Raw genomic sequence first — 18,801 nt, forward strand, 5'->3', positions numbered from 1 at the left:
GGCGCGGGACTTCCTCGCCGGGCTGGGCGCCCATTTGCCGCGCCCGCGCGCGATCCTCGTCGTGTCGGCGCATCATGATGCCGCCTTTCAGGGCGGCCGCGCGACGGTGACCGCGTCGCCGCAGCCGCCGACGATCCACGACTTCGGCGGCTTCCCCGACGAGCTCTTCGCGATGCGCTACCCCGCGCCCGGCGATCCCGCGCTCGCGGCGCAGATCGTCGGCCTCCTCGGCGCGCACGGCCTCGCGGTCACCGCCGATCCCGACCGCGGTCTCGACCATGGCGCGTGGGTGCCGCTGTCGCTGACCTATCCCGACGCCGACATTCCCGTCGTCCAGCTCTCGATCGCGTCAAACGCCTCACCCGAATGGCATCATGCGCTCGGCCAGGCGCTCGCGCCGCTGCGCGACGAGGGCGTGCTGATTATCGGGTCGGGCAGCATCACGCACAACCTTCGCGCACTCTTCTCGGCGCGGCCCGCCATCGATGCCCCCGCCCCCGCGTGGGTCACCGGCTTCACCGACTGGGTCGCCGATCGCATGGCGGCGGGCGCGATCGACGATGTCCTCCACGCGGTCGAGCGCGCGCCGCACGGCGCCGACAACCACCCGACGATGGACCATATCCTGCCGCTGTTCGTCGCCATGGGCGCCGGCGGTACGCCCGAACGCCTCCACGCCAGCACGACCTACGGCCTGCTCGGCATGGACGTTTATTCTTTCGGCTGAGCGCCACGCGGCCTATAGGCCGCCGATGCTGCTTACCGATCATATCCTGTTCCTCGACGGCGAGGCGATCGTCGTCGACAAGCCCGCGGGCCTGCCCGTCGACGCGCCGCGCGACGGCAGCCTCAGCCTCGAAAACCATCTCGACAGCCTGAAATTCGGGTTCAAGCGCTGGCCGCTCGCGGTCCACCGGCTCGACCGCGACACCTCGGGCTGCCTGCTGCTCGCGCGCAATCCCAAGGCGCATGGCCGCTTCACCCAGGCGTTCGAGGCGCGCGAGGTCGAAAAATCCTATCTCGCGATCGTCGACGGCGTCGTCGAAGGGACGGGCGGCACGATCGACCTGCCGCTCGCCAAGGTGTCGACCGCCGAGCAGGGCTGGCGCATGGTCGGCGATGCAAAGGGCAAACCGTCGATCTCGCACTGGGAAAAGCTGGCGGACGTCGATGGCCGCAGCCTGCTGCGCTTCCGCCCCGAAACCGGCCGCACCCACCAGCTGCGCGTCCATGCGCTCGAAGGGCTGGGCTTCGCGCTCGCCGGCGATCCCGTCTATGGCCGCGGCGGACCCAAGGGCCGCACCCTGCTCCACGCCGAGCGGCTCGTCGTCGCGCGCGGCGCCAAGCCGCCGATCGTCGCCGAAGCGCCCTTCCCCGACCGTTTCGCCGCGCTCGGCTTTACCGCGCCGGAGGGGGCGGAGCCGACGCGTGGCTGACATCCCGGAATCGGCGATTTCGGAGAAGTTCCTCGCCGGGACTGGCCCCGGCGGGCAGAATGTCAACAAGGTCGCGACCGCGTGCCAGCTACGCGTCGACGTCTTCGCGCTCGGCCTGCCGCCCGACGCCTATCGCCGCCTGAAGACGCTCGCGGGCAGCCGGATGACGACCGAGGGCGAACTGATCATCCTCGCGCGCCAGTATCGCACGCAGGAGGCGAACCGCGCCGATGCGCGCGCGCGGCTGAACGCGCTGGTCGACCAGGCGCTGATCCGCCCCGAACGCCGCATCAAGACCAAGCCGAGCAAGGCCGCCAAGGCGCGCCGCGTCGACAGCAAGAAGGCGCGCAGCACCGTGAAGGCGGGCCGCGGCCGCGTCCGTTCGCCAGAGTAAATCCAATCTTTACCTAATCTTGCCATGATCGCGGGTGCCCGAAACCCCGCGGCGGTCCAAAATGTCCCACCGCGAGACAAGAAGGCGCTGTTTCGACGATATTTACGATGTCCGTTTACACAGGCGAAAGCATCGCGCCGTAATTTTGCCGCTCCACATCAATGGGATCGCGAACGACCGTGAACTACCAGGGCACCATGACCACCAAGCAGGCCACCAAGACGCGCGGCGCACAGCGCGCGCAGGTCAAGGCCAATGCGAAATTTCGCGAGGCGGGCTTCAACCCCTATGATGCCGAGCTGTTCGACCTGTCGTCGACCGGTTTCCGCATGAACACCTTCGCCCGCCCGGCAATCGGGAAGCATATCTGGGTCAGCCTGCCCGGCCTCCAGCAGCTCGAAGCGATCGTCCGCCGCGTCGACGGCAATGAATATGGCTGCGAGTTCGTGAACCCGCTCCACCCCTCAGTCGCCGAGCATATGCAGAGCAAGCTGCGCACCCCGCTGCGCTGAACATCAGCCCTCGGGCTTTTCCGATTTTTTGAGGATATGTTTCCACTCGGCGGGCGTCACGCGCCCGACCGACAGCCGCGACAGCCGGATCAGGTCCATGTCGGCGAGCTTGGGATCGGCCTTGATCGCCGCCAGCGTCACCGGATACGCGAGCGGCCGCACCGGCGCGACGCGCACGATCACCCACGGCGAGCCATCGTCGGCGGTCGGATCGGGGGTCGCCTCCTCGACGATCTCCATGATCCCGACGCATTCCTTGCCGATATTGCTGTGATAGAAGAGCGCCTCGTCGCCGACCTTCATCGCCTTCATGTTGAGCTTGGCGCTGTGGTTGCGGACCCCGTCCCACATGCCCTTGCCGTCCTTGACGAGCGTTTCCCACGCATAGGCGTCGGGTTCGGATTTCATCAGCCAATATTGCTTTGCCATGGCCGCTGCCTAGCCGAGCGGCGCGCAGGGTGGAACCGCCTTTTTCCCTTTAACCGCGGCGCCGGAACGCCTAAATCCCGATTCATGTCAAAGACGCGCCCCGATCCGACCGGCATGGCGCGCCACAGCACCAACAAATGGACGAACCACCGATGACCGCCGCCGTACCCGTGATTTCCATGGCCCTTCCTGCCGAGCAGTTCGCGCAGGAATTCGGCGCCTCCTTCGAACGCTTCGGCTTCGCGATGATCACCGATCATGGCATCGATCCCGATCTGATCGACGAGGCGTGGGACAAGGCGAAGCAATTCTTCGCGCTCGATGAGGACCAGAAGCGCGCCTATCACATCCCCGGCGGCGGCGGCGCGCGCGGCTACACCCCCTTCGGGACCGAGATCGCGAAGGGCGCGAAGGAAGTCGACCTCAAGGAATTCTGGCACGTCGGCCGCGACCTGCCCGCAGGCCACCGCCTCGCCGCGCAGCAGCCGAACAATGTCTGGCCCGCCGAGGTCGCGGGCTTCCGCACCGCTTACGACAAGCTGTTCGCCGAATTCGACCGCGTCGGCGGGCGCCTTCTCTCGGGGATCGCGCGCTACCTGAAGCTCGACCCCGATTTCTTCGACGACACGGTGCAGGACGGCAACAGCGTGATGCGCCTGCTCCATTATCCGCCGGTCGAGGCGCCCGCAAAGGGCATCCGCGCCGAAGCGCATGAGGATATCAATACGATCACGCTTCTCCTCGGCGCCGAGGAAGCCGGGCTCGAAATCCTTGACAAGGACGGCAGCTGGCTCCCCGTCTCGCCCCCGCCGGGCGCGATGGCGGTCAATGTCGGCGACATGCTCCAGCGGCTCACCAACAACCGCCTGCCCTCGACCACGCACCGCGTGCGCAACCCCGATGCCGGCCGCGCGAGCGTCGCGCGTTACTCGATGCCCTTCTTCCTCCACTTCCGCTCGGACTATCCGATAGAGACGCTGGAAAATTGCGTGAGCGCGTCGCAGCCGAACCTTTATCCGACGCCGATTACCGCGGACGAGTATCTGCAGGAGCGGTTGCGGGAGATCGGGCTTAAGAAATAGGTCTATCGACGCTTGGGCATCCGCGCGAAACGGTTCCGTCCGCGCCAAAGCTCAAGCAGTTTCGCACCGTCGCTCCCGCGATAGGGAAGAAGATTCCCCAGCGAAGAGATGAAGGCGATGACCATGAGCATCGGAGCGAGAGCGTCCAAATCTTCTAACGGCTCCCATCTTTTGCGGTCCCGCACTTCCGCGACGATGCGCTCATGCTCTTCGTTCGAAGGCAAATTGCTCCGCACTTTTGCCGGGGTCGGCGACGCATCGTCATAGGCGACGACTGCGACGGGCGCGCGCATTGATGGGTCTGGCGCGGCCTGCCACATCGATGTCGCGAGCGCCAATAATGCAAGCGCCGCATCGGCAGCCGGTCCAGCCGCGATGACGATGCCATATTGCCGCCTTGTCCAATCCTCTTCGGGCGGCAGGAAATTGACATAGCCGGCGAGGTCGCCCCCCGGAGGAAGCGATTTCACATTAAAACGGTGGAACTGCGGTGAATAGGTCAGGCCGAGAACTGAGATTTCGATGACGGTACCGCGCTGTAGCCAAACAGCCAGCGCATGGCTCAACTCATGGATCAGCGTGACGAGAAAAGACAAGCCGAGGAAAGCGATGAATGCTCCGTAGGCGCCCCATGAAGGCGGGGCATATTCGTGCATTCCGCCAAGCAACATCAGCGTGAGTATCATTCGCAAGAACGACAAGCCGACTTCGCCCATCCCTAACGCCCCTCCCAATAGTCGAACACCGCCTGCTGCTGCTCGCGAATGAAGCGCGTCGCCGCCGCGCCCTCCCACGGCCCGTCATAGCCGAGCAGCAGCGCCGTCCCACCAACCCACCATCCCTGCCCGGGCAGCCGGTCGCTCTCGCGCACCACCAGCACCGCCATGTCGGGCTCGCCGTCGAGCGCACACAGCCGGTCGACCTCGGCGAGCGTCTTGACGACCGCGCGCATCTTGGGTCGCGTGAAGCGAAACCCCAGTTCGCCGAGCAGTTCGGAATAGCTGACGCTCCGCCCTTCGCGCGCCGCGTCGTTCAATATCGCGCGGATCCGCGGCGCGTCGCCGAGCGCGCTGACGTCAGCCGGAACCGGCGCGTCGGCATCGAGGCCCGGATCACGCCCCACGCTTTTTCATGACCCATGTTTTTTAGGGGGCCAGGGAATGAAACCCGAAGTGCGCGCGACATAATCGTCATAGCCCGGCCGCGTATGTTTCATGCCGCGTTCGAGCAGCGCCTTGCCCGACCATTTGGTGAGCGTGAAGCTCAGGAACAATGGCCCGATCACGCTCGCCGCCGCGACCCACCAGGCTGCGTCGGCGGCGACGAGGAAAATGCCCCACCAGGTCAGCGCATCGCCGAAATAATTGGGATGGCGCGTGTAACGCCACAGCCCGGTGTCGAGGATCTTGCCATGATTTTCGGGGTTGTTGCGAAAGGCGTGGAGTTGCGCGTCGCCGACGGTCTCGAACGCGATGCCGGTGAGCGCGGCGGCGACGCCGATCCAGCCAAGCACGCCGATCGCCGATGCCGGCGCCGCCGCGCTCGCCCAGATGCCGATCTGCGCCGGCAGGCTGGTGACGAACAGCAAGGGCGCCTGCGTCAGGAAGACGCTGACCAGCGCGGTGACCTCCCACCCCCAATGGCGCTTCTTCATGATGCCCGCGATGATCTTCTGATAGCGCGGGTCCTCGCCGGTGCGGCGCCAGCGGATGAACAGGTGAAGCGCAAGGCGCAGCCCCCACAGGGTCGTCAGCCCGAGCAGCAACTGCGCGCGCAGCCCTTCGCTGCCGTCCTGGATCGCACTGCCCCACGCGAGCAGCACCATGCCGAACGCCCAGAAGGCGTCGATGAACGACACGTCGCGGATCTGCAGCGCGATCAGCCACAGGATGCCGATCACCAGGATCAGGCCGAAGAAATTCGTCGCCAGCATGATTCCCACGCTCGTCATCGCACGCTCCTGCCGTTGCCTTGGCCGGTCCTAATCCGCCCCCACGATATCATCGATCGATTTCACCGCACGCCCCGGAATTTTCGGAACGCAACTTTTATAGGTTTCCAGCACCTTGATCATATCGGCGCGGAAGTCGCCCGTCGGCCAGATCAGCGGGCCGAGCCCGCCGGTGCGCGTGCCATAATCCATGAAGCCGACGACCAGCGGCACCTTCGCCGCCAGCGCGATCTGATAGAATCCGGTGCGCCACTTGGTCGTCTTGCCGCGCGTGCCTTCGGGCGCGACGGTGAGCATGAATTCGGCGCGGCGCGCGAATTCGTCGACCATCTGCTGGACGACGTTGGTCCCGCCGCGGCGGTCGACCGGGATACCGCCCATCTGTTTCATGAAGCCGCCGATCGGCCATTTGAACAGCGACAATTTCCCCATGAAATGCGCGCGAACCTTCAGGTCGGCGGTCAGGCCGAGGAAGTTCACGAAATCCCAGTTGCTCGTGTGCGGCGCCGCGATGATGATGAAGCGCCGCGGTTCGGGCACCTCGCCCTCTGCCTTCCACCCGCGCATCCGGTATAGCAGCAGCAACAGCCGCCGCACGGCACGCGCCACCAGACCCGGCGGATGATCGTCGATTTCGGTCACTGATACTCCTCTTCCCTTGGGGCGGGATGCGCGAAAGCGCGGGACCGCGCAAGGGAAAGCGCAGGCGGAATCGAAAGCCGAACGGTCGATGGCGGCGTTGGGGTGGGGAGCGGGCATGATCTCCTCTCCCCTCGAGGGAGAGGATAGCGCAGCTTGCTCCGTCAGGAGCTAGCGAAGCTTGGAGAGGGGGTGCGACGTCGGCGGACGCAAAACCCCCTCTCAACTGCGGCTAGGCAGCAAGCTGCCAAGCCTGCGTATCTCTCCCTCAAGGGGAGAGAGGGGCGTTGGCCCCAGTCCGCAACCGCCCGAAACCGACCCGACAATCCGTCTTGCCGCCCCCCGCGCTTTCTGCTCCCTTCGCATGCGAAGGGGATTCATCATGAAGAAAATCTGGCTGCCGATCCTGACCGCGCTGGCCTTTACTACGCCCGCCGCCGCGCAGGAGCCGCAGCCGCGCCCCGACCAGCTCATCTTCCGCGACATCTTCAAGGAACTGATCGAAACCAATACCACCCTGTCGTCGGGCAGCTGCACGCTCGCCGCCGAGCGGATGGCGACGCGGATGAAGGCCGCGGGTTTCCCCGACAGCCAGCTTCACCTCTTCGCGACCCCCGAGCACCCGAAGGAAGGCGGCCTCGTCGCCATTTATCCGGGGACCTCGAAGAAGGCGAAGCCGATCTTGGTGATGGCGCATATCGACGTCGTCGAGGCGAAGCGCGCGGATTGGGAACGCGATCCCTTCACCCTGTTCGAGGAAAATGGCTATTTCTATGGCCGCGGCACGCTCGACGTGAAGTCGCAGGCGGCGGTGTGGGTCGACATGCTGATCCGCTTCCAGCAGGCGGGCTACAAGCCCAAGCGCACGATCAAGATGGCGCTGACCTGCGGCGAGGAGACCAATGGCGCGTTCAACGGCGTCGAATGGCTCGCCGCGAACAGGCGCGACCTGATCGACGCCGAATTCGCGCTCAACGAAGGCGGCGGCGGCGACAGCGACGGCAAGGGCAAGGTCATCGGCCAGTCGGTGCAGGTCGGCGAAAAGACCTTCGCCAATTTCCGCCTCGAAACGCGCAATCCCGGCGGGCACAGCTCGGCACCGGTGCCCGACAATGCGATCTACGAGCTCGCGGCGGCGCTGACCCGGATCGAGGAGCATGAATTCCCCGTCGAACTGACCGACGTCACGCGGCGCTATTTTGCCGAGGCGGGCGCCGCGCGCGGCGACGCGACCGGACGCGCGATGATCGCGCTCGCGCTCGACCCGGCCGACAAGGCCGCCGAGGCGATCGTCAACGCCGATCCGTTCCTGCACAGCAATCTGCGCACCACCTGCGTCGCGACTTTGCTCGACGGCGGTCATGCCGCGAACGCGCTGCCGCAGCGCGCCGGGGCGAACATCAATTGCCGCATCTTCCCGGGCCACAGCATCGAATCGATCAAGGACGAACTCGCGCGGGTCATCGGCGACCCCAAGGTGACGATCACCCAATTGCCGCCCAAGCGTCCCGCCCCGCCCGCGCCGCCGCTCGACCCGAAGGTCATCGGCCCGATGGAAAGGCTCGTCGCCAAATATTGGCCGGGGCTGACGGTCATCCCGTCGATGGCCAATGGATATACCGATGCGACCTTCCTCGGCGCGGCGGGCATCCCGACCTATGGCATCCCCGGCATGTGGGGCGACCCCGACGGCAATGGCGTCCACGGCCTCAACGAACGCATCGCGGTGCAATCGCTCTACGTCGGGCGCGATTTCATGGTCGACCTGGTCAAGGCCTATGCCGATTAGCCCTGAAGACGTTCTGGCCTAACCGACGAACGCGCGCTCGATCACGAAATCGCCGGGGGCGGCGTTCGAGCCTTCCTTGAAGCCCAGTTCCTCGAAGCGCGCCTGCAGCTCGCGGATCATCGCCATGCTGCCGCACATCATGATGCGGTCGCTCTCGGGGTCGAAGGCTGCGGGGCCGGTCAGCGGGTGGCCGAACAGCGCGCCATTGTCGATCAGCGCGTCGATGCGGCCCATCGTGCGGAACGGCTCGCGCGTCACCGTCGGCAGGTAATGGAATTGCAGCAGCGCCTGATCCTGCACCAGCGGATCGCCGGCGAGCTGGCTTTCGAGCTCGTCGCGGAAGGCAAGGTCGCTGACCTGCCGCACGCAATGGACGACCACGATCTCGTTGAACCGCTCATAGATGTCGGGATCGCGCGCCAGGCTGAGGAAGGGGGCGAGGCCGGTGCCGGTCGACAGCAGGAACAGCCGCCGTCCCGGGGTCAGCGCGTCGGCGACGAGCGTGCCGGTCGGCTTGCGGCCGAGATAGATCGGGTCGCCCGGCGCGACCAGCTGGAGCCGTGAGGTCAGCGGGCCGTCGGGCACCTTGATCGACAGGAATTCCAGTTCGTCGGCATAGGCGGGGCTCGCGATCGAATAAGCGCGCAGCAGCGGTCGCCCCTCGCCGCCCGGCAGGCCGATCATCACGAACTCGCCCGACCGGAAGCGGAAGCTCGGCGGGCGGCTGATCGTGAAGCTGAACAGATGCTCGTTCCAGTGGCGGACGCTCCGCACTTCCTCGACGGTCAACGATGCGGAAGGAGCCAGTTTGGCTGCGGCGGCGATACGGTCGCTCATCACTTGGATTCCTGATGTTTTTTGGAGGGTGGGGAGGAAAGCGGAGACAGGTCGAAGCCGGCGGCAGCCAATCCCTTCGCGGCACCGACGACGGCATTGGCGATCGGGGCGACGCCATCGACCTCGACCAGCAACGCCAGCGTCGCGCGCAGCGCCGCCGGATCGCCGACGGCGGCGTCGCGCCACAGCGTCATCAGCACCGCCTCATCCTCGGTGATCCGCGCGCAGGGCATCGGCGCGAGCGTCAGGCATTCGCGCCCATCGCTTGCCAGCATCGCCATCGCGACATGAAAATCGGGCAGCACGGCGCGCGCGTTCACCGCCGCAAAGCCGCGATGCAGCGCCTGCGGCGGGCATTCGCGCCGCTCGGCCGCTGCGACCCAGCCACGCATCGCCCACAGCAGGAACCGCCCGCCATTGCACAGGCTTTCGACGGGACGGTCGACATAGGCGTACATGCGAATCTCCGGGCTACCTCGCCGCGGCTTTTATGTTATTGCGAGGCATTTGCAACTATGAGATAATCTTTTCCTTGTGGTAGCAAGGCTATGACGATTGGGCGCCCGCGCGACCGAAGGAGAGGAGCAGCCGGAATGACGGCCATCGACAGCATCGCCGCGCTCGAAGCGGTCATCGGCAAGCCTTCGCCGGCGATCGACCTCAAGGTCATCGACCATGTCGACGCGACCGCGCAGCGCTGGCTTGCCGCCGCGCCGCTGATGTTCGCCGGGGTCGGCGACGGTATCGGCGGCGTCGTGGTGACGCTTGCAGGCGGCGAGCCCGGCTTTGCGCGGTCGGACGGCCCGACGCTGTCGGTTCCGCTCGATCGCATCGACCATCCGGCGCTGCTGCGGACCGGCGAAGGCTTTGGCTCACTGTTCCTGTTGCCGGGTATCGGAGAGACGCTGCGGATCAACGGCCGCGTCGCCGAGATCGCCGACGGCACCGCACAGATCGCGGTCGAAGAATGCTATGTCCACTGCGCCAAGGCGCTGATCCGCTCGGACTTCTGGAAGGCTGATCCGCGTGACGATGCGCCCGGGGCCACCGACGCCTTCGTCGCCGCCAGCCGCTTCATGGCGCTCGCGACGATCGATACCGCAGGCGGCGCCGACCTCAGCCCCAAGGGCGATCCGGCCGGGCGGCTCGCGCAAATCGACGGCGACGCGCTGGCCTTTCCCGACCGCCCCGGCAATCGCCGCACCGACAGTTTCCGCAACATCATCGCGCAGCCGCGCATCGCCGCAGCGCTGCTGATCCCGGGATCGACGATGGCCCTGACGCTGACCGGATCGGCGACGCTCGACAGCGACGAAGCGGCGCGCGCACCCTTCGCCGTCGGCGACAAACAGCCTCTGCTCGCCGCGCGCGTCGACGATCTTGTCCTTACGCTCGCGCCCAGCGCCGCGATCGCGCGCGCGCGCCTCTGGCCCGCTGCCCCCGCACCCGCCGGCGTCAGCCCCGCCAAGATGCTCGGCGAGCATCTGCGCCTGAACCGCAGCAAAGGCATCGGCGCACGCATCGCAAGCGCGGTCGTCACCCCGGGCATGATCCAGAAGGGGCTCGATCAGGATTATAAGAACAATCTCTATTAGGCCGCATCGCCCTTTGCCATGCGGCGCCGGGCTTGCTATCCGCGCGGACAATGGCGACCACCGACGACGATCTTCCTGCTTCCGACCCCGTTCCCGGCATGAGCGACACCCCCTTCGACAGCGCGCTGTCGGAGCGATACCTCGTCTATGCGCTGTCGACGATCACCGCGCGTTCGCTCCCCGATCTCCGCGACGGGTTGAAGCCCGTCCACCGCCGCCTGTTGTGGGCGATGCGCGCGATGCGGCTCGACCCGAGCCAGGGCTACAAGAAGTCGGCGCGTGTCGTCGGCGATGTCATCGGTAAATTCCACCCCCACGGCGACACCGCGGTCTATGACGCGATGGTCCGCCTCGCGCAGGATTTCTCGCTCCGCTACCCGCTCGTCGATGGCCAGGGCAATTTCGGCAATATCGACGGCGATAATGCTGCGGCCTATCGCTACACCGAGGCGCGGCTGACGCGCGTCGCGGTCGACCTGATGCAGGGGCTCGACGAGGGCACCGTCGATTTCAAGCCGACCTATAATGGCGAGGACGAAGAGCCCGAAATCATGCCGGGGCTGTTCCCGAACCTGCTCGCCAATGGCGCGAGCGGAATCGCGGTCGGCATGGCGACGAATATCCCGCCGCACAACGCCGCCGAGGTGATCGACGCGGCGCTGGTGCTGATCGAAAATCCGCGCGCCGAGCTGGCCGAGCTGCTCGACCATGTCAAAGGCCCCGATTTTCCGACCGGGGGCATTGTCGTCGACAGCCCCGAGGCGATCCGCCTCGCCTATGAAACCGGGCGCGGCGGTTTTCGCGTCCGCGCGCGTTTTTCGCTGGGCAAGGCCGACGGCGCCTGGGAAGCGACGGGGATCGAACGCCAAGCGGGCGGCACCTGGCAGCTCGTCATCAGTGAAATTCCTTACGGGGTCGCCAAGGGCAAGCTGATCGAGCAGATCGCGCAGCTGATCGCCGACAAGAAGCTCCCGATCCTCGAGGATGTTCGCGACGAAAGCGCCGAGGACCTGCGCATCGTGCTGGTGCCGAAGAGCCGCAACGTCGACCCCGATGTGCTCAAGGAAAGCCTGTATCGGCTGACCGACCTCGAAAGCCGCTTCGCGCTCAACCTCAACGTGCTCGACGCGACGCGCACGCCGAAGGTTATGGGGCTTCACCAGCTGCTCACCGAATGGCTGCAGCACCAGATCGTCGTCCTCGTCCGCCGCGCGCAGCACCGCATCGCGAAGATCGACGACCGCCTCGAACTGGTCGCGGGTTACATCATCGCCTTTTTGAACCTCGACCGGATCATCGAGATCATCCGGACCGAGGACGAACCCAAGCCGGTGATGATCGCCGAATTCATCCTGACCGACCGCCAGGCCGAGGCGATCCTCAACATGCGGCTGCGGTCCTTGCGCAAGCTCGAGGAAATGGAGCTGAAGCGAGAGCAGGCCGATTTGACCGCCGAGCGCGAGGAGCTGGCGAAACTGATCGAAAGCCCCGCGCGGCAGAAGACGCGGCTGCGCAAGGACCTGGAGAAGCTGCGCGCGGTCTATGGCCTCGACACCCTGCTCGGCGCGCGGCGCACGACGATCGCCGAAGCCGCGCCGGCACGCGACATCCCGCTCGATGCGATGATCGAGAAGGAACCGGTAACGGTGATCCTGTCGAAGCGCGGATGGATCCGCGCGCAGCGCGCGCATGTCGCGCCCGACCAGTGGGGCGAGTTCAAGTTCAAGGAAGGCGACGAGCTCGCCTTTGCGGTCCATGCGCAGACCACCGACAAATTGCTGATCGCGGCGAGCGACGGGCGTTTCTACACCATCGGCGCCGACAAATTGCCCGGCGGCCGCGGCTTTGGCGAACCGCTGCGGCTGATGGTCGACATCGACCCCGAAGCGCGCATCGTCGCGCTGATCCCGGCGAGCGCCGACGGCCGGTTACTCCTCGCCTCGACCAGCGGCCACGGCTTTGTCGCGCAGATGGGCGAGATCATCGCCGAGACGCGCAAGGGCCGCAACGTCGTCAATCTGAAGCCGAAGGCGCAGCTCGGCGTCGTGCGCCCGATTGCCGCAAGCGACGACAGCGTCGCGGTGGTCGGCGAGAACCGCAAGCTCGTCGTCTTCCCGCTCGCCGAAGTGCCGGTGATGGCGCGCGGCCAGGGCGTGATGCTGCAACGTTATCGCGACGGCGGGCTGTCCGATGCAGTCGCCTTTGCCTTTGCCGACGGCCTCAGCTGGGCGATGGGCGGCGACACAGGCCGCACGCGCACCGAAACCGACCTTGCGCCCTGGCGCGTTGCGCGCGGCGCAGCGGGGCGCATGCCACCCACCGGTTTTCCGCGGAACAATCGTTTCGGCTGATCGCTTTTCGATGTAGCCGTAAATAGCTTCTTTACCCCCCGCCCCCTAGTGTTCGAGCAATGGGGAAAGGTCGCACAAAACCCTCTTTTATGCCTATTGATCGAACCGGCGAGGACCGGCCCCTTTTGTTTGTCGGCTGGATCGACGCCATGCCGGTTCCGGCAGCGCTGATCCGTCCGCTCGCGCGCGGCAATTTCCGCCTGCACGCCAGCAATGCCGCGTTCGACCGGTTGAGTCTGTCGCCTGCGGGCGCCAACGCGCCGATCGAGCTGCGCCGGGCGATCGAACGCGCCGAGCAGGACCCCGACGATACCCAGGAATTTTCCTGCCAGCTGGGCGAAGGCCCCGCCGCGCGCGACCTGCGCGGATCGATCGGGCCGCTGTCCGACGAATGCGGCACCGACAATCTGTTCCTGCTCACCCTGATCGACCGCACGCAGGAAATGATGACCGAGCGCAATTTGCGCCGCGAACTGGTGTCGGACAGCCTGACCGGCCTGCCCAACCGCGCCGGTTTCGAAGAACTGGTCGAACAGCGCATCGCCGCCGAGGGCGAGTCCGATCATGCGATCCTGCTGCTCGACCTCGCACGCTTCAGCCGCATCAACGAACATATCGGCCCGCTCGCAGGCGACGAATTGATCATCACTGTCGCGCGGCGGCTGAAGTCGAGCCTGCGCAGCGGCGACATATTGGCGCGTACCGGCGGGGACGAATTCGCTATCTCGTCGCGCATCGCGGGCGGCCGCGCCGATGTGCGCGAAATCGCCCGGCGTATCCGCGGCTGTTTCGACCACCCGTTCCGCATCGGAGAGCTGAAGGTCAGCGTCGATTGCGCACTCGGCTGCACGATCTCGGCCGGCGGCGACACCGATGTCGCCGACCAGATCCGCCATGCCCAGATCGCGTTGAAGCGTGCCAAGCAGACCGACCGCATCGAGATTTACGAACCCGAAGCGGCGATGCTGTCCGACAATCGCTTCGGACTCGAGACCGCGTTGCGCAGCGCGATCGAGGAGGACCGGCTGCATCTCGCCTTCCAACCGTTGATCGAGCTGGCGACGGGCAAGGTGTCAGGATTCGAGGCGCTGGCACGCTGGGACGACGACGGCAGCCGATCGATATCGCCGACCGAATTCATCCCGATAGCCGAGGATTCCGGTTTGATCGTCCCGCTCGGGCAATGGGCGATCGCCAAGGCGGCGAGCACGATCGCCGAATGGGATGCCAAGAACGGGGCGCCGGTCGACTGCTATTTCTCGGTCAATGTCTCGGCGATCCAGCTGGTCCGCGACGATGTCGCAGCGGTGGTGCGCCAAGCTCTGGCGGCGAACGCCATCGGCGGCGAACGGCTGATGATCGAGCTGACCGAAAGCGCGATCATCGGCGATCCCGACCTCGCACTGTCGGTATTGAACGAGCTCAAGTCGCTGTCGACGCGCGTCGCGATGGACGATTTCGGCACCGGCTATTCGAACCTCGCCTATCTCCAGCGGCTGCCGCTCGACGTGCTCAAGATCGACCGCAGCTTCGTCGACCATATGGTCGACGACCGCGACAAGGTGGCGATCGTCCGCACAATCCAGAGCCTGGCCGAAGCGATGGGCATGAAGACCACCGCCGAAGGGGTCGAGACCGCCGATCAGGCGCGGCTGCTGTCGGCGCTCGGTTGCGATTTCGGTCAGGGCTTCCTGTTCGCGCACCCGATGGTCGCCGACACCGCCTTCGACTATTGGCGTCAGTCGCTCGCCAAGCCGATCTTCTGATCGAGCAGCGCGGCGACGCGCGCCCTGTCGGGAAAATCCTCCGCCACCCACGCCGCTTCGACCGCTTTGAGCAGCGTCGCCACCTGCGGCCCGGCGGTGACGCCGCGCGCGACGATCTCACCCCCCTTGAGCGGCAGTTCGGGCACAGTCCAGCCTGCCAGCAGGTGGACGGCATCGACCGCCTCGTGCGGGCCCGCCGCGAGCAGATATATGTCGGTCGCGGCCTCGACGCCGACCGCATGCGCGAGTTGGCGCGGCGGCGGCAGCGGAGTGGCGCGACGTCCGGCGAGCGCGGCGAGATGCTTGCGCTGGCGCGACGAGAGGCGAAGGCGGCTCGCGACATCCTCGGCGGTCGGCGCGGCGGGCGGCAGCAGGGCGGCCAGACGGCGGAAGGCCGAGGGCGACGCGGTGGCCGCGGCCTCATTGGCGAGCAGGCGGTCGAGCGCGGCGGCGAAATCGGGGGCGAGTTCGGGCAGGATCACCTCGAACATGCCGTCGCGCGCCATCTGGTGCACGATCGGGCGCGGATCGGGCAGCGCGAGAATCTTGGTGAGTTCGTCGGCGACGCGTTCGCGCGACAGGCTCTTCAGCGACTGGCGCGCGGCGATAACCGCGGCATGACTTTCGCCATCGAGTTCGCCCTGCCCGAAGCGTGCGACGAATCGATAGAAGCGCAGGATGCGCAGATGATCCTCGGCGATGCGCGTCGCGGCGTCACCGATGAAGCGGATGCGTCCCGCCGCGAGGTCGGCGAGGCCGCCGAAATAATCGTCGACTTCGCCGGTCGCCGGGTCGGCGTAGAGCGCGTTGATCGTGAAGTCGCGGCGCGCGGCATCCTCACGCCAGTCGTCGGCGAAGGCGACGGTCGCGCGGCGGCCGTCGGTCGCGACATCGCGGCGCAAGGTCGTGATCTCGTGCCGTTCGTGGCTGGCGATCGCGGTGACGGTGCCGTGCGCGATGCCCGTCGGCACGACCTTGATTCCCGCCTTTTCGAGCCGGTGCATGACCTGATCGGGGGTCAGCGGGGTCGCAAGGTCGATGTCGGCGACGGGCAGGCCGAGCAGGGTGTCGCGTACGGCGCCGCCGACGAGCTTCACCGCGCCGCCGCGCGCCTGCAGCGCGATGACGATGCGGCGCAGCCCATCGCCATGGCGCCATTCGGCTTCGGGCAACCGCGTCATCGGTACCAGCCCGCGGGCAGGCGCCGCGCGAGGTTGACGATGATCCCCGCCGTCACGCCCCAGATCCGCCGTCCCTGCCACATCATGTCATAATAATGCCGGTCATGCCCCTGCCAATAGGCCTGCTGGCGATCGTAATTGCCGGGGTCGAAGAGGATATCGAGCGGCACTTCGAACCAGTCCTCAACCTCGTCGGGGTTGGGGTCGAGCGGCAGGTCGGGCGGGATCACGCCGAGCACGGGGGTGATGTGATAGCCGCTGCCCGAGCGATAGGCGTCGCAGGTCCCCGCGATCGTCACGTCGCGGCGGTTGAGCCCGATCTCCTCCTCGGCCTCGCGCAGCGCGGCGTCGACCGCATCGACGTCGCCGGGGTCGATCTTGCCGCCGGGAAAGGCGACCTGCCCCGCATGGCTGCGCAGCCATTGCGGGCGCTGGGTCAGGATCACACCGGGGTCGGGGCGGTCGGTGAAGGCGATCAGCACCGCCGCATCGCGCAGCGTCGGGGTACCGAGATACGTCTCGTCCTCATCCTCGCCGGGCAGCAGATTTTCGAGCGCGACGCGCAATTTGGCGGAGAGCATCAGGCGGCGCTCACCAACGGAAAGCACGCACCGTTCGACCAGATGGCGGGCGGATCCATATCCTCGGCCAACGCCATCTCGGCGATCTCATAATAGAGCGCGCGATCGATGCGCGCCTCCAGGCCGTTTCCGATCGCGCCGCGCACATGGAGGCGCGGGTCGGGATTGTCGGGGTCGGTGCCGAAACCGAGCGGGTGGTCGGGGCCGGCCATCACCAGATCGTCGGTGTCGAGCCGGAAGACCAGCTTGCGGTCCCTGCCCGCGCCCTCGCTCTTCATCTCGACCGCGCGGAAGGGCGTATCCTCGACCGCGATGGCGAGCCTTTCGGCGGGCGTGACGAGGACATGGCTGCCGTCCGCCTCGCGGCGCAGAATCGTCGAGAAGAGTTTGACCATCGCGGGACGGTTGATGCGCCCGCCCTCATGATACCAGCTGCCATCGGCGCGGATTTCCATCGCACTGTCACCCTCGCGCTCGGGGTGCCATTGCTCGACCGGTGGCAGCTTGCGCGCCGCGAGCAACTCGGCCGCTTCGGTCAGCGAGAGCTGCGAAAAATCCTTCGGGAGCGAGGGCGCGGGGGTTACCATGGAACCGACATAGGGGGGCGGACGGATGGTGCAAGCCCGCGCCGGTCAGCGCGGCCCGATCATCCCCGCACCCGTCGGTAGGCCGTGGCCGTTCACCGCGCGCGCGAGAAGGCGGCGTTTCTCATAAGGGCCGGGCAAATCCCACGCACCGGTGGCGTCGGCGGTGAAGCCGAAGAAGCGGCCATAATATTCGGGGTCGCCGATCATCATCAGGCCGCTGTCGGCGTCGATCTCCGCAGCCTCGAGCATCCGCGCCATCAGCGTACGACCATGGCCGCCGCGCTGGACGTCGGGGCGCACCGCGACGGGGCCGACCATGACGAGCGGGGTCGTGGTCCCGTCGGCGGCGTGATGCGCGACCGGCCAGCACTGGATCGTGCCCGCGAGCACGCCATCCTCGATGAGCGCGAAGCTCAGCGCCGGGACCGCATCCATACCCTGGCGGATGCGGTAGGCGGTTCGTCCAAAGCGATCCGATCCGAAAGCGGCGTCGAGCAGACGCTCGACCGCCTGCGGCTCGATATCGGACAATGGAAGTAACTCGACCAACGTGCGCCCTTTCGCTAATGCGGCGGCGCTTTAGGGTCCGGGGTCGGCGATGGAAAGCCGAATGTCGCCCCCACCGAACAGGAAATTCTTGTGACCGATACATTGTGGCTGGAGGTGGACGGGCTGACCGTCCAGGTGCTGACCGGCATTTATTCCGAAGAAACCCATCTGCCGCAGCCGCTGCGCATTTCGGTGCGCGCGAAGCTGGCGATGGCCGATCATTATGATCCGACGACGCCATTGAGCCGCTCGAAAAATTACATGCACCTGAAATTCGCGGCGACCGAGGGTCTGCCCAAGGATGTGCATTTCGTGCTGATCGAAAGCGTCGCCGACCATATCATCGACACCCTCTTCCTGCAGGACGACAAGGTCGAGGAGGTCGAGGTCAAGATCGTCAAGCTGGCGATCGCCGAGGAAGGCGAAGAGATCGGCATCACGATGCGGCGCGCGCGCAAATGAACCAGAAGCTGGCGCTCGTCACCGGGGGCCTCCACCGCGTCGGCGCCGCGATTTCGGCGCGGCTGGCGCGCGATGGCTATGCGCTGGCGCTGCACAAAAGGAGCGCCGCCGAGGCCGATCCGGTGCTCGCCGAAGCGCTGGCCGAGACGGGAGCGGTGAGCCATCGCTTTGCCGCCGACCTGAGCGATCCCGGGGCGGTCGACGCGCTGATCCCGGCGGTGATCGACAAATTCGGCCGCGCGCCCGACTTGCTCGTCAACAATGCGGCGCATTTCGCCGAGGGCGAATGGGCCGACCTGTCGGCGGCGGCGCTGGCCGAGATGATGCAGGTCAATTTGTCGGCGCCGGTGATGCTGGCGAAGGCGCTGGTCGCGGCGAGTGAGGGCAAGCGCCCCGCGATCGTCAATATCGTCGACCAGCGTGTCGTGCATCCGGTGCCCGACCAGATCGCGTACAGCCTGTCGAAATCGGCGCTGTGGCAAGCGACGCAAACGCTCGCGGTGGCGTTCGGCGGGCGGGCGCGGGTCAACGCCGTGGCGCCCGGGCTGACGATGGCGACCGAAGATTATTCGGCAGCGCAGGTCGAGCGGCTGGGCCGGATGATGCCGCTCGGCGCGCTGCCGACGCCGGGACAGATCGCCGACGCCGTGGTCTATCTCG

The 18,801-nt window shown here is 66.6% G+C and carries 22 protein-coding genes; 11 read left to right on the forward strand and 11 right to left on the reverse strand.

Going from position 1 to position 18,801, the window contains the following annotated elements; genetic code table 11:
- The 4 genes from B1A78_RS13415 to B1A78_RS13430 form a co-directional block, all read left to right on the forward strand.
- Positions 1-727: class III extradiol ring-cleavage dioxygenase (locus tag B1A78_RS13415; RefSeq protein ID WP_077147459.1), on the forward strand; the 727-nt coding region annotated here is incomplete at its 5' end.
- A gap of 25 nt (positions 728-752) precedes the next feature.
- Complete coding sequence (locus B1A78_RS13420) at positions 753-1,436, forward strand: RluA family pseudouridine synthase (protein WP_077147460.1); 684 nt, start codon at positions 753-755, stop codon at positions 1,434-1,436.
- A complete protein-coding gene (gene arfB, locus B1A78_RS13425) occupies positions 1,429-1,830 on the forward strand; it encodes an alternative ribosome rescue aminoacyl-tRNA hydrolase ArfB (protein WP_077147461.1) in 402 nt (133 codons plus the stop codon). Before B1A78_RS13420 ends, arfB begins: the two co-directional genes overlap by 8 nt.
- A 179-nt stretch (positions 1,831-2,009) precedes the next feature.
- Positions 2,010-2,342, forward strand: a complete 333-nt coding sequence (locus B1A78_RS13430; protein ID WP_218667981.1) for a PilZ domain-containing protein — start codon at positions 2,010-2,012, stop codon at positions 2,340-2,342.
- A 3-nt stretch (positions 2,343-2,345) separates the two neighbouring features.
- On the opposite strand, the gene B1A78_RS13435 is transcribed toward B1A78_RS13430, so the two are convergent.
- Positions 2,346-2,771 (reverse strand): EVE domain-containing protein, encoded by a 426-nt coding sequence (locus B1A78_RS13435; protein ID WP_077147462.1) that lies wholly within the window; start codon positions 2,769-2,771, stop codon positions 2,346-2,348.
- Positions 2,772-2,923: 152 nt separating this feature from the next.
- Between B1A78_RS13435 and B1A78_RS13440 the strand changes: the two genes are divergently transcribed.
- A complete protein-coding gene (locus B1A78_RS13440; RefSeq protein WP_077147478.1) occupies positions 2,924-3,853 on the forward strand; it encodes an isopenicillin N synthase family oxygenase in 930 nt (309 codons plus the stop codon).
- 2 nt (positions 3,854-3,855) lie between these two features.
- On the opposite strand, the gene B1A78_RS13445 is transcribed toward B1A78_RS13440, so the two are convergent.
- The 4 genes from B1A78_RS13445 to B1A78_RS13460 are packed head-to-tail and all read right to left on the reverse strand — an operon-like array spanning position 3,856 to position 6,446.
- Positions 3,856-4,569: a site-2 protease family protein gene (locus B1A78_RS13445; RefSeq protein ID WP_077147463.1), complete on the reverse strand. Its 714-nt coding sequence runs from the start codon at positions 4,567-4,569 to the stop codon at positions 3,856-3,858.
- Positions 4,570-4,571: 2 nt separating this feature from the next.
- The gene (locus B1A78_RS13450; RefSeq protein ID WP_077147464.1) at positions 4,572-4,976 is read right to left on the reverse strand and encodes a ribose-phosphate pyrophosphokinase; all 405 of its coding nucleotides are present in this window, start codon (positions 4,974-4,976) and stop codon (positions 4,572-4,574) included.
- A 6-nt stretch (positions 4,977-4,982) separates the two neighbouring features.
- Entirely contained in the window at positions 4,983-5,804 is an 822-nt protein-coding gene (locus B1A78_RS13455) for a DUF1295 domain-containing protein (protein ID WP_077147465.1), read from the reverse strand.
- Positions 5,805-5,834: 30 nt separating this feature from the next.
- Positions 5,835-6,446 (reverse strand): lysophospholipid acyltransferase family protein, encoded by a 612-nt coding sequence (locus tag B1A78_RS13460; RefSeq protein WP_083734152.1) that lies wholly within the window; start codon positions 6,444-6,446, stop codon positions 5,835-5,837.
- A gap of 379 nt (positions 6,447-6,825) precedes the next feature.
- Here B1A78_RS13460 and B1A78_RS13465 point away from each other — a divergent pair, with 379 nt between their 5' ends.
- The gene (locus B1A78_RS13465; protein WP_077147466.1) at positions 6,826-8,232 is read left to right on the forward strand and encodes a M20/M25/M40 family metallo-hydrolase; all 1,407 of its coding nucleotides are present in this window, start codon (positions 6,826-6,828) and stop codon (positions 8,230-8,232) included.
- Between the two features lie 18 nt (positions 8,233-8,250).
- Here B1A78_RS13465 and B1A78_RS13470 read toward each other — a convergent pair whose 3' ends face one another.
- The gene (locus B1A78_RS13470) at positions 8,251-9,069 is read right to left on the reverse strand and encodes a ferredoxin--NADP reductase (protein ID WP_077147467.1); all 819 of its coding nucleotides are present in this window, start codon (positions 9,067-9,069) and stop codon (positions 8,251-8,253) included.
- Positions 9,069-9,527, reverse strand: coding sequence for a hypothetical protein (locus B1A78_RS22690; RefSeq protein WP_077147468.1), 459 nt, complete (start codon positions 9,525-9,527; stop codon positions 9,069-9,071). The genes B1A78_RS13470 and B1A78_RS22690 overlap by 1 nt, the downstream gene beginning before the upstream one ends.
- Before the next feature lie 135 nt (positions 9,528-9,662).
- Between B1A78_RS22690 and B1A78_RS13480 the strand changes: the two genes are divergently transcribed.
- From B1A78_RS13480 to B1A78_RS13490, 3 genes are all read left to right on the forward strand, one after another.
- Entirely contained in the window at positions 9,663-10,664 is a 1,002-nt protein-coding gene (locus tag B1A78_RS13480) for a pyridoxamine 5'-phosphate oxidase family protein (RefSeq protein WP_077147469.1), read from the forward strand.
- A gap of 50 nt (positions 10,665-10,714) precedes the next feature.
- The gene (gene parC, locus B1A78_RS13485; RefSeq protein ID WP_077147470.1) at positions 10,715-13,015 is read left to right on the forward strand and encodes a DNA topoisomerase IV subunit A; all 2,301 of its coding nucleotides are present in this window, start codon (positions 10,715-10,717) and stop codon (positions 13,013-13,015) included.
- Positions 13,016-13,164: 149 nt separating this feature from the next.
- Positions 13,165-14,781 carry a bifunctional diguanylate cyclase/phosphodiesterase gene (locus B1A78_RS13490; RefSeq protein WP_256838272.1) on the forward strand — a complete coding sequence of 539 codons (1,617 nt, stop codon included), beginning with the start codon at positions 13,165-13,167 and terminating at the stop codon, positions 14,779-14,781.
- Here the strand turns inward: B1A78_RS13490 and B1A78_RS13495 are convergent.
- The 4 genes from B1A78_RS13495 to B1A78_RS13510 are packed head-to-tail and all read right to left on the reverse strand — an operon-like array spanning position 14,754 to position 17,679.
- The gene (locus tag B1A78_RS13495) at positions 14,754-15,962 is read right to left on the reverse strand and encodes a CCA tRNA nucleotidyltransferase (protein ID WP_077147472.1); all 1,209 of its coding nucleotides are present in this window, start codon (positions 15,960-15,962) and stop codon (positions 14,754-14,756) included. The genes B1A78_RS13490 and B1A78_RS13495 overlap by 28 nt on opposite strands.
- Entirely contained in the window at positions 15,959-16,543 is a 585-nt protein-coding gene (locus tag B1A78_RS13500) for a CoA pyrophosphatase (protein WP_144037823.1), read from the reverse strand. Before B1A78_RS13500 ends, B1A78_RS13495 begins: the two co-directional genes overlap by 4 nt.
- Positions 16,543-17,130: a DUF1285 domain-containing protein gene (locus tag B1A78_RS13505; protein WP_077147473.1), complete on the reverse strand. Its 588-nt coding sequence runs from the start codon at positions 17,128-17,130 to the stop codon at positions 16,543-16,545. The genes B1A78_RS13500 and B1A78_RS13505 overlap by 1 nt, the downstream gene beginning before the upstream one ends.
- A 45-nt stretch (positions 17,131-17,175) precedes the next feature.
- Positions 17,176-17,679, reverse strand: a complete 504-nt coding sequence (locus B1A78_RS13510; RefSeq protein ID WP_077147474.1) for a GNAT family N-acetyltransferase — start codon at positions 17,677-17,679, stop codon at positions 17,176-17,178.
- 90 nt (positions 17,680-17,769) lie between these two features.
- On the opposite strand from B1A78_RS13510, the gene B1A78_RS13515 reads away from it, so the two are divergent.
- Both B1A78_RS13515 and B1A78_RS13520 read left to right on the forward strand, forming a co-directional pair.
- A complete protein-coding gene (locus tag B1A78_RS13515) occupies positions 17,770-18,141 on the forward strand; it encodes a dihydroneopterin aldolase (protein ID WP_083734155.1) in 372 nt (123 codons plus the stop codon).
- Positions 18,138-18,801, forward strand: a 664-nt coding sequence (locus B1A78_RS13520; protein WP_077147476.1) for an SDR family oxidoreductase, incomplete at its 3' end; no start/stop codon positions are given. The genes B1A78_RS13515 and B1A78_RS13520, both read left to right, overlap by 4 nt.

This window comes from Sphingopyxis sp. KK2 (genome assembly GCF_001990265.1).
Classification (GTDB): Bacteria; Pseudomonadota; Alphaproteobacteria; order Sphingomonadales; family Sphingomonadaceae; genus Sphingopyxis.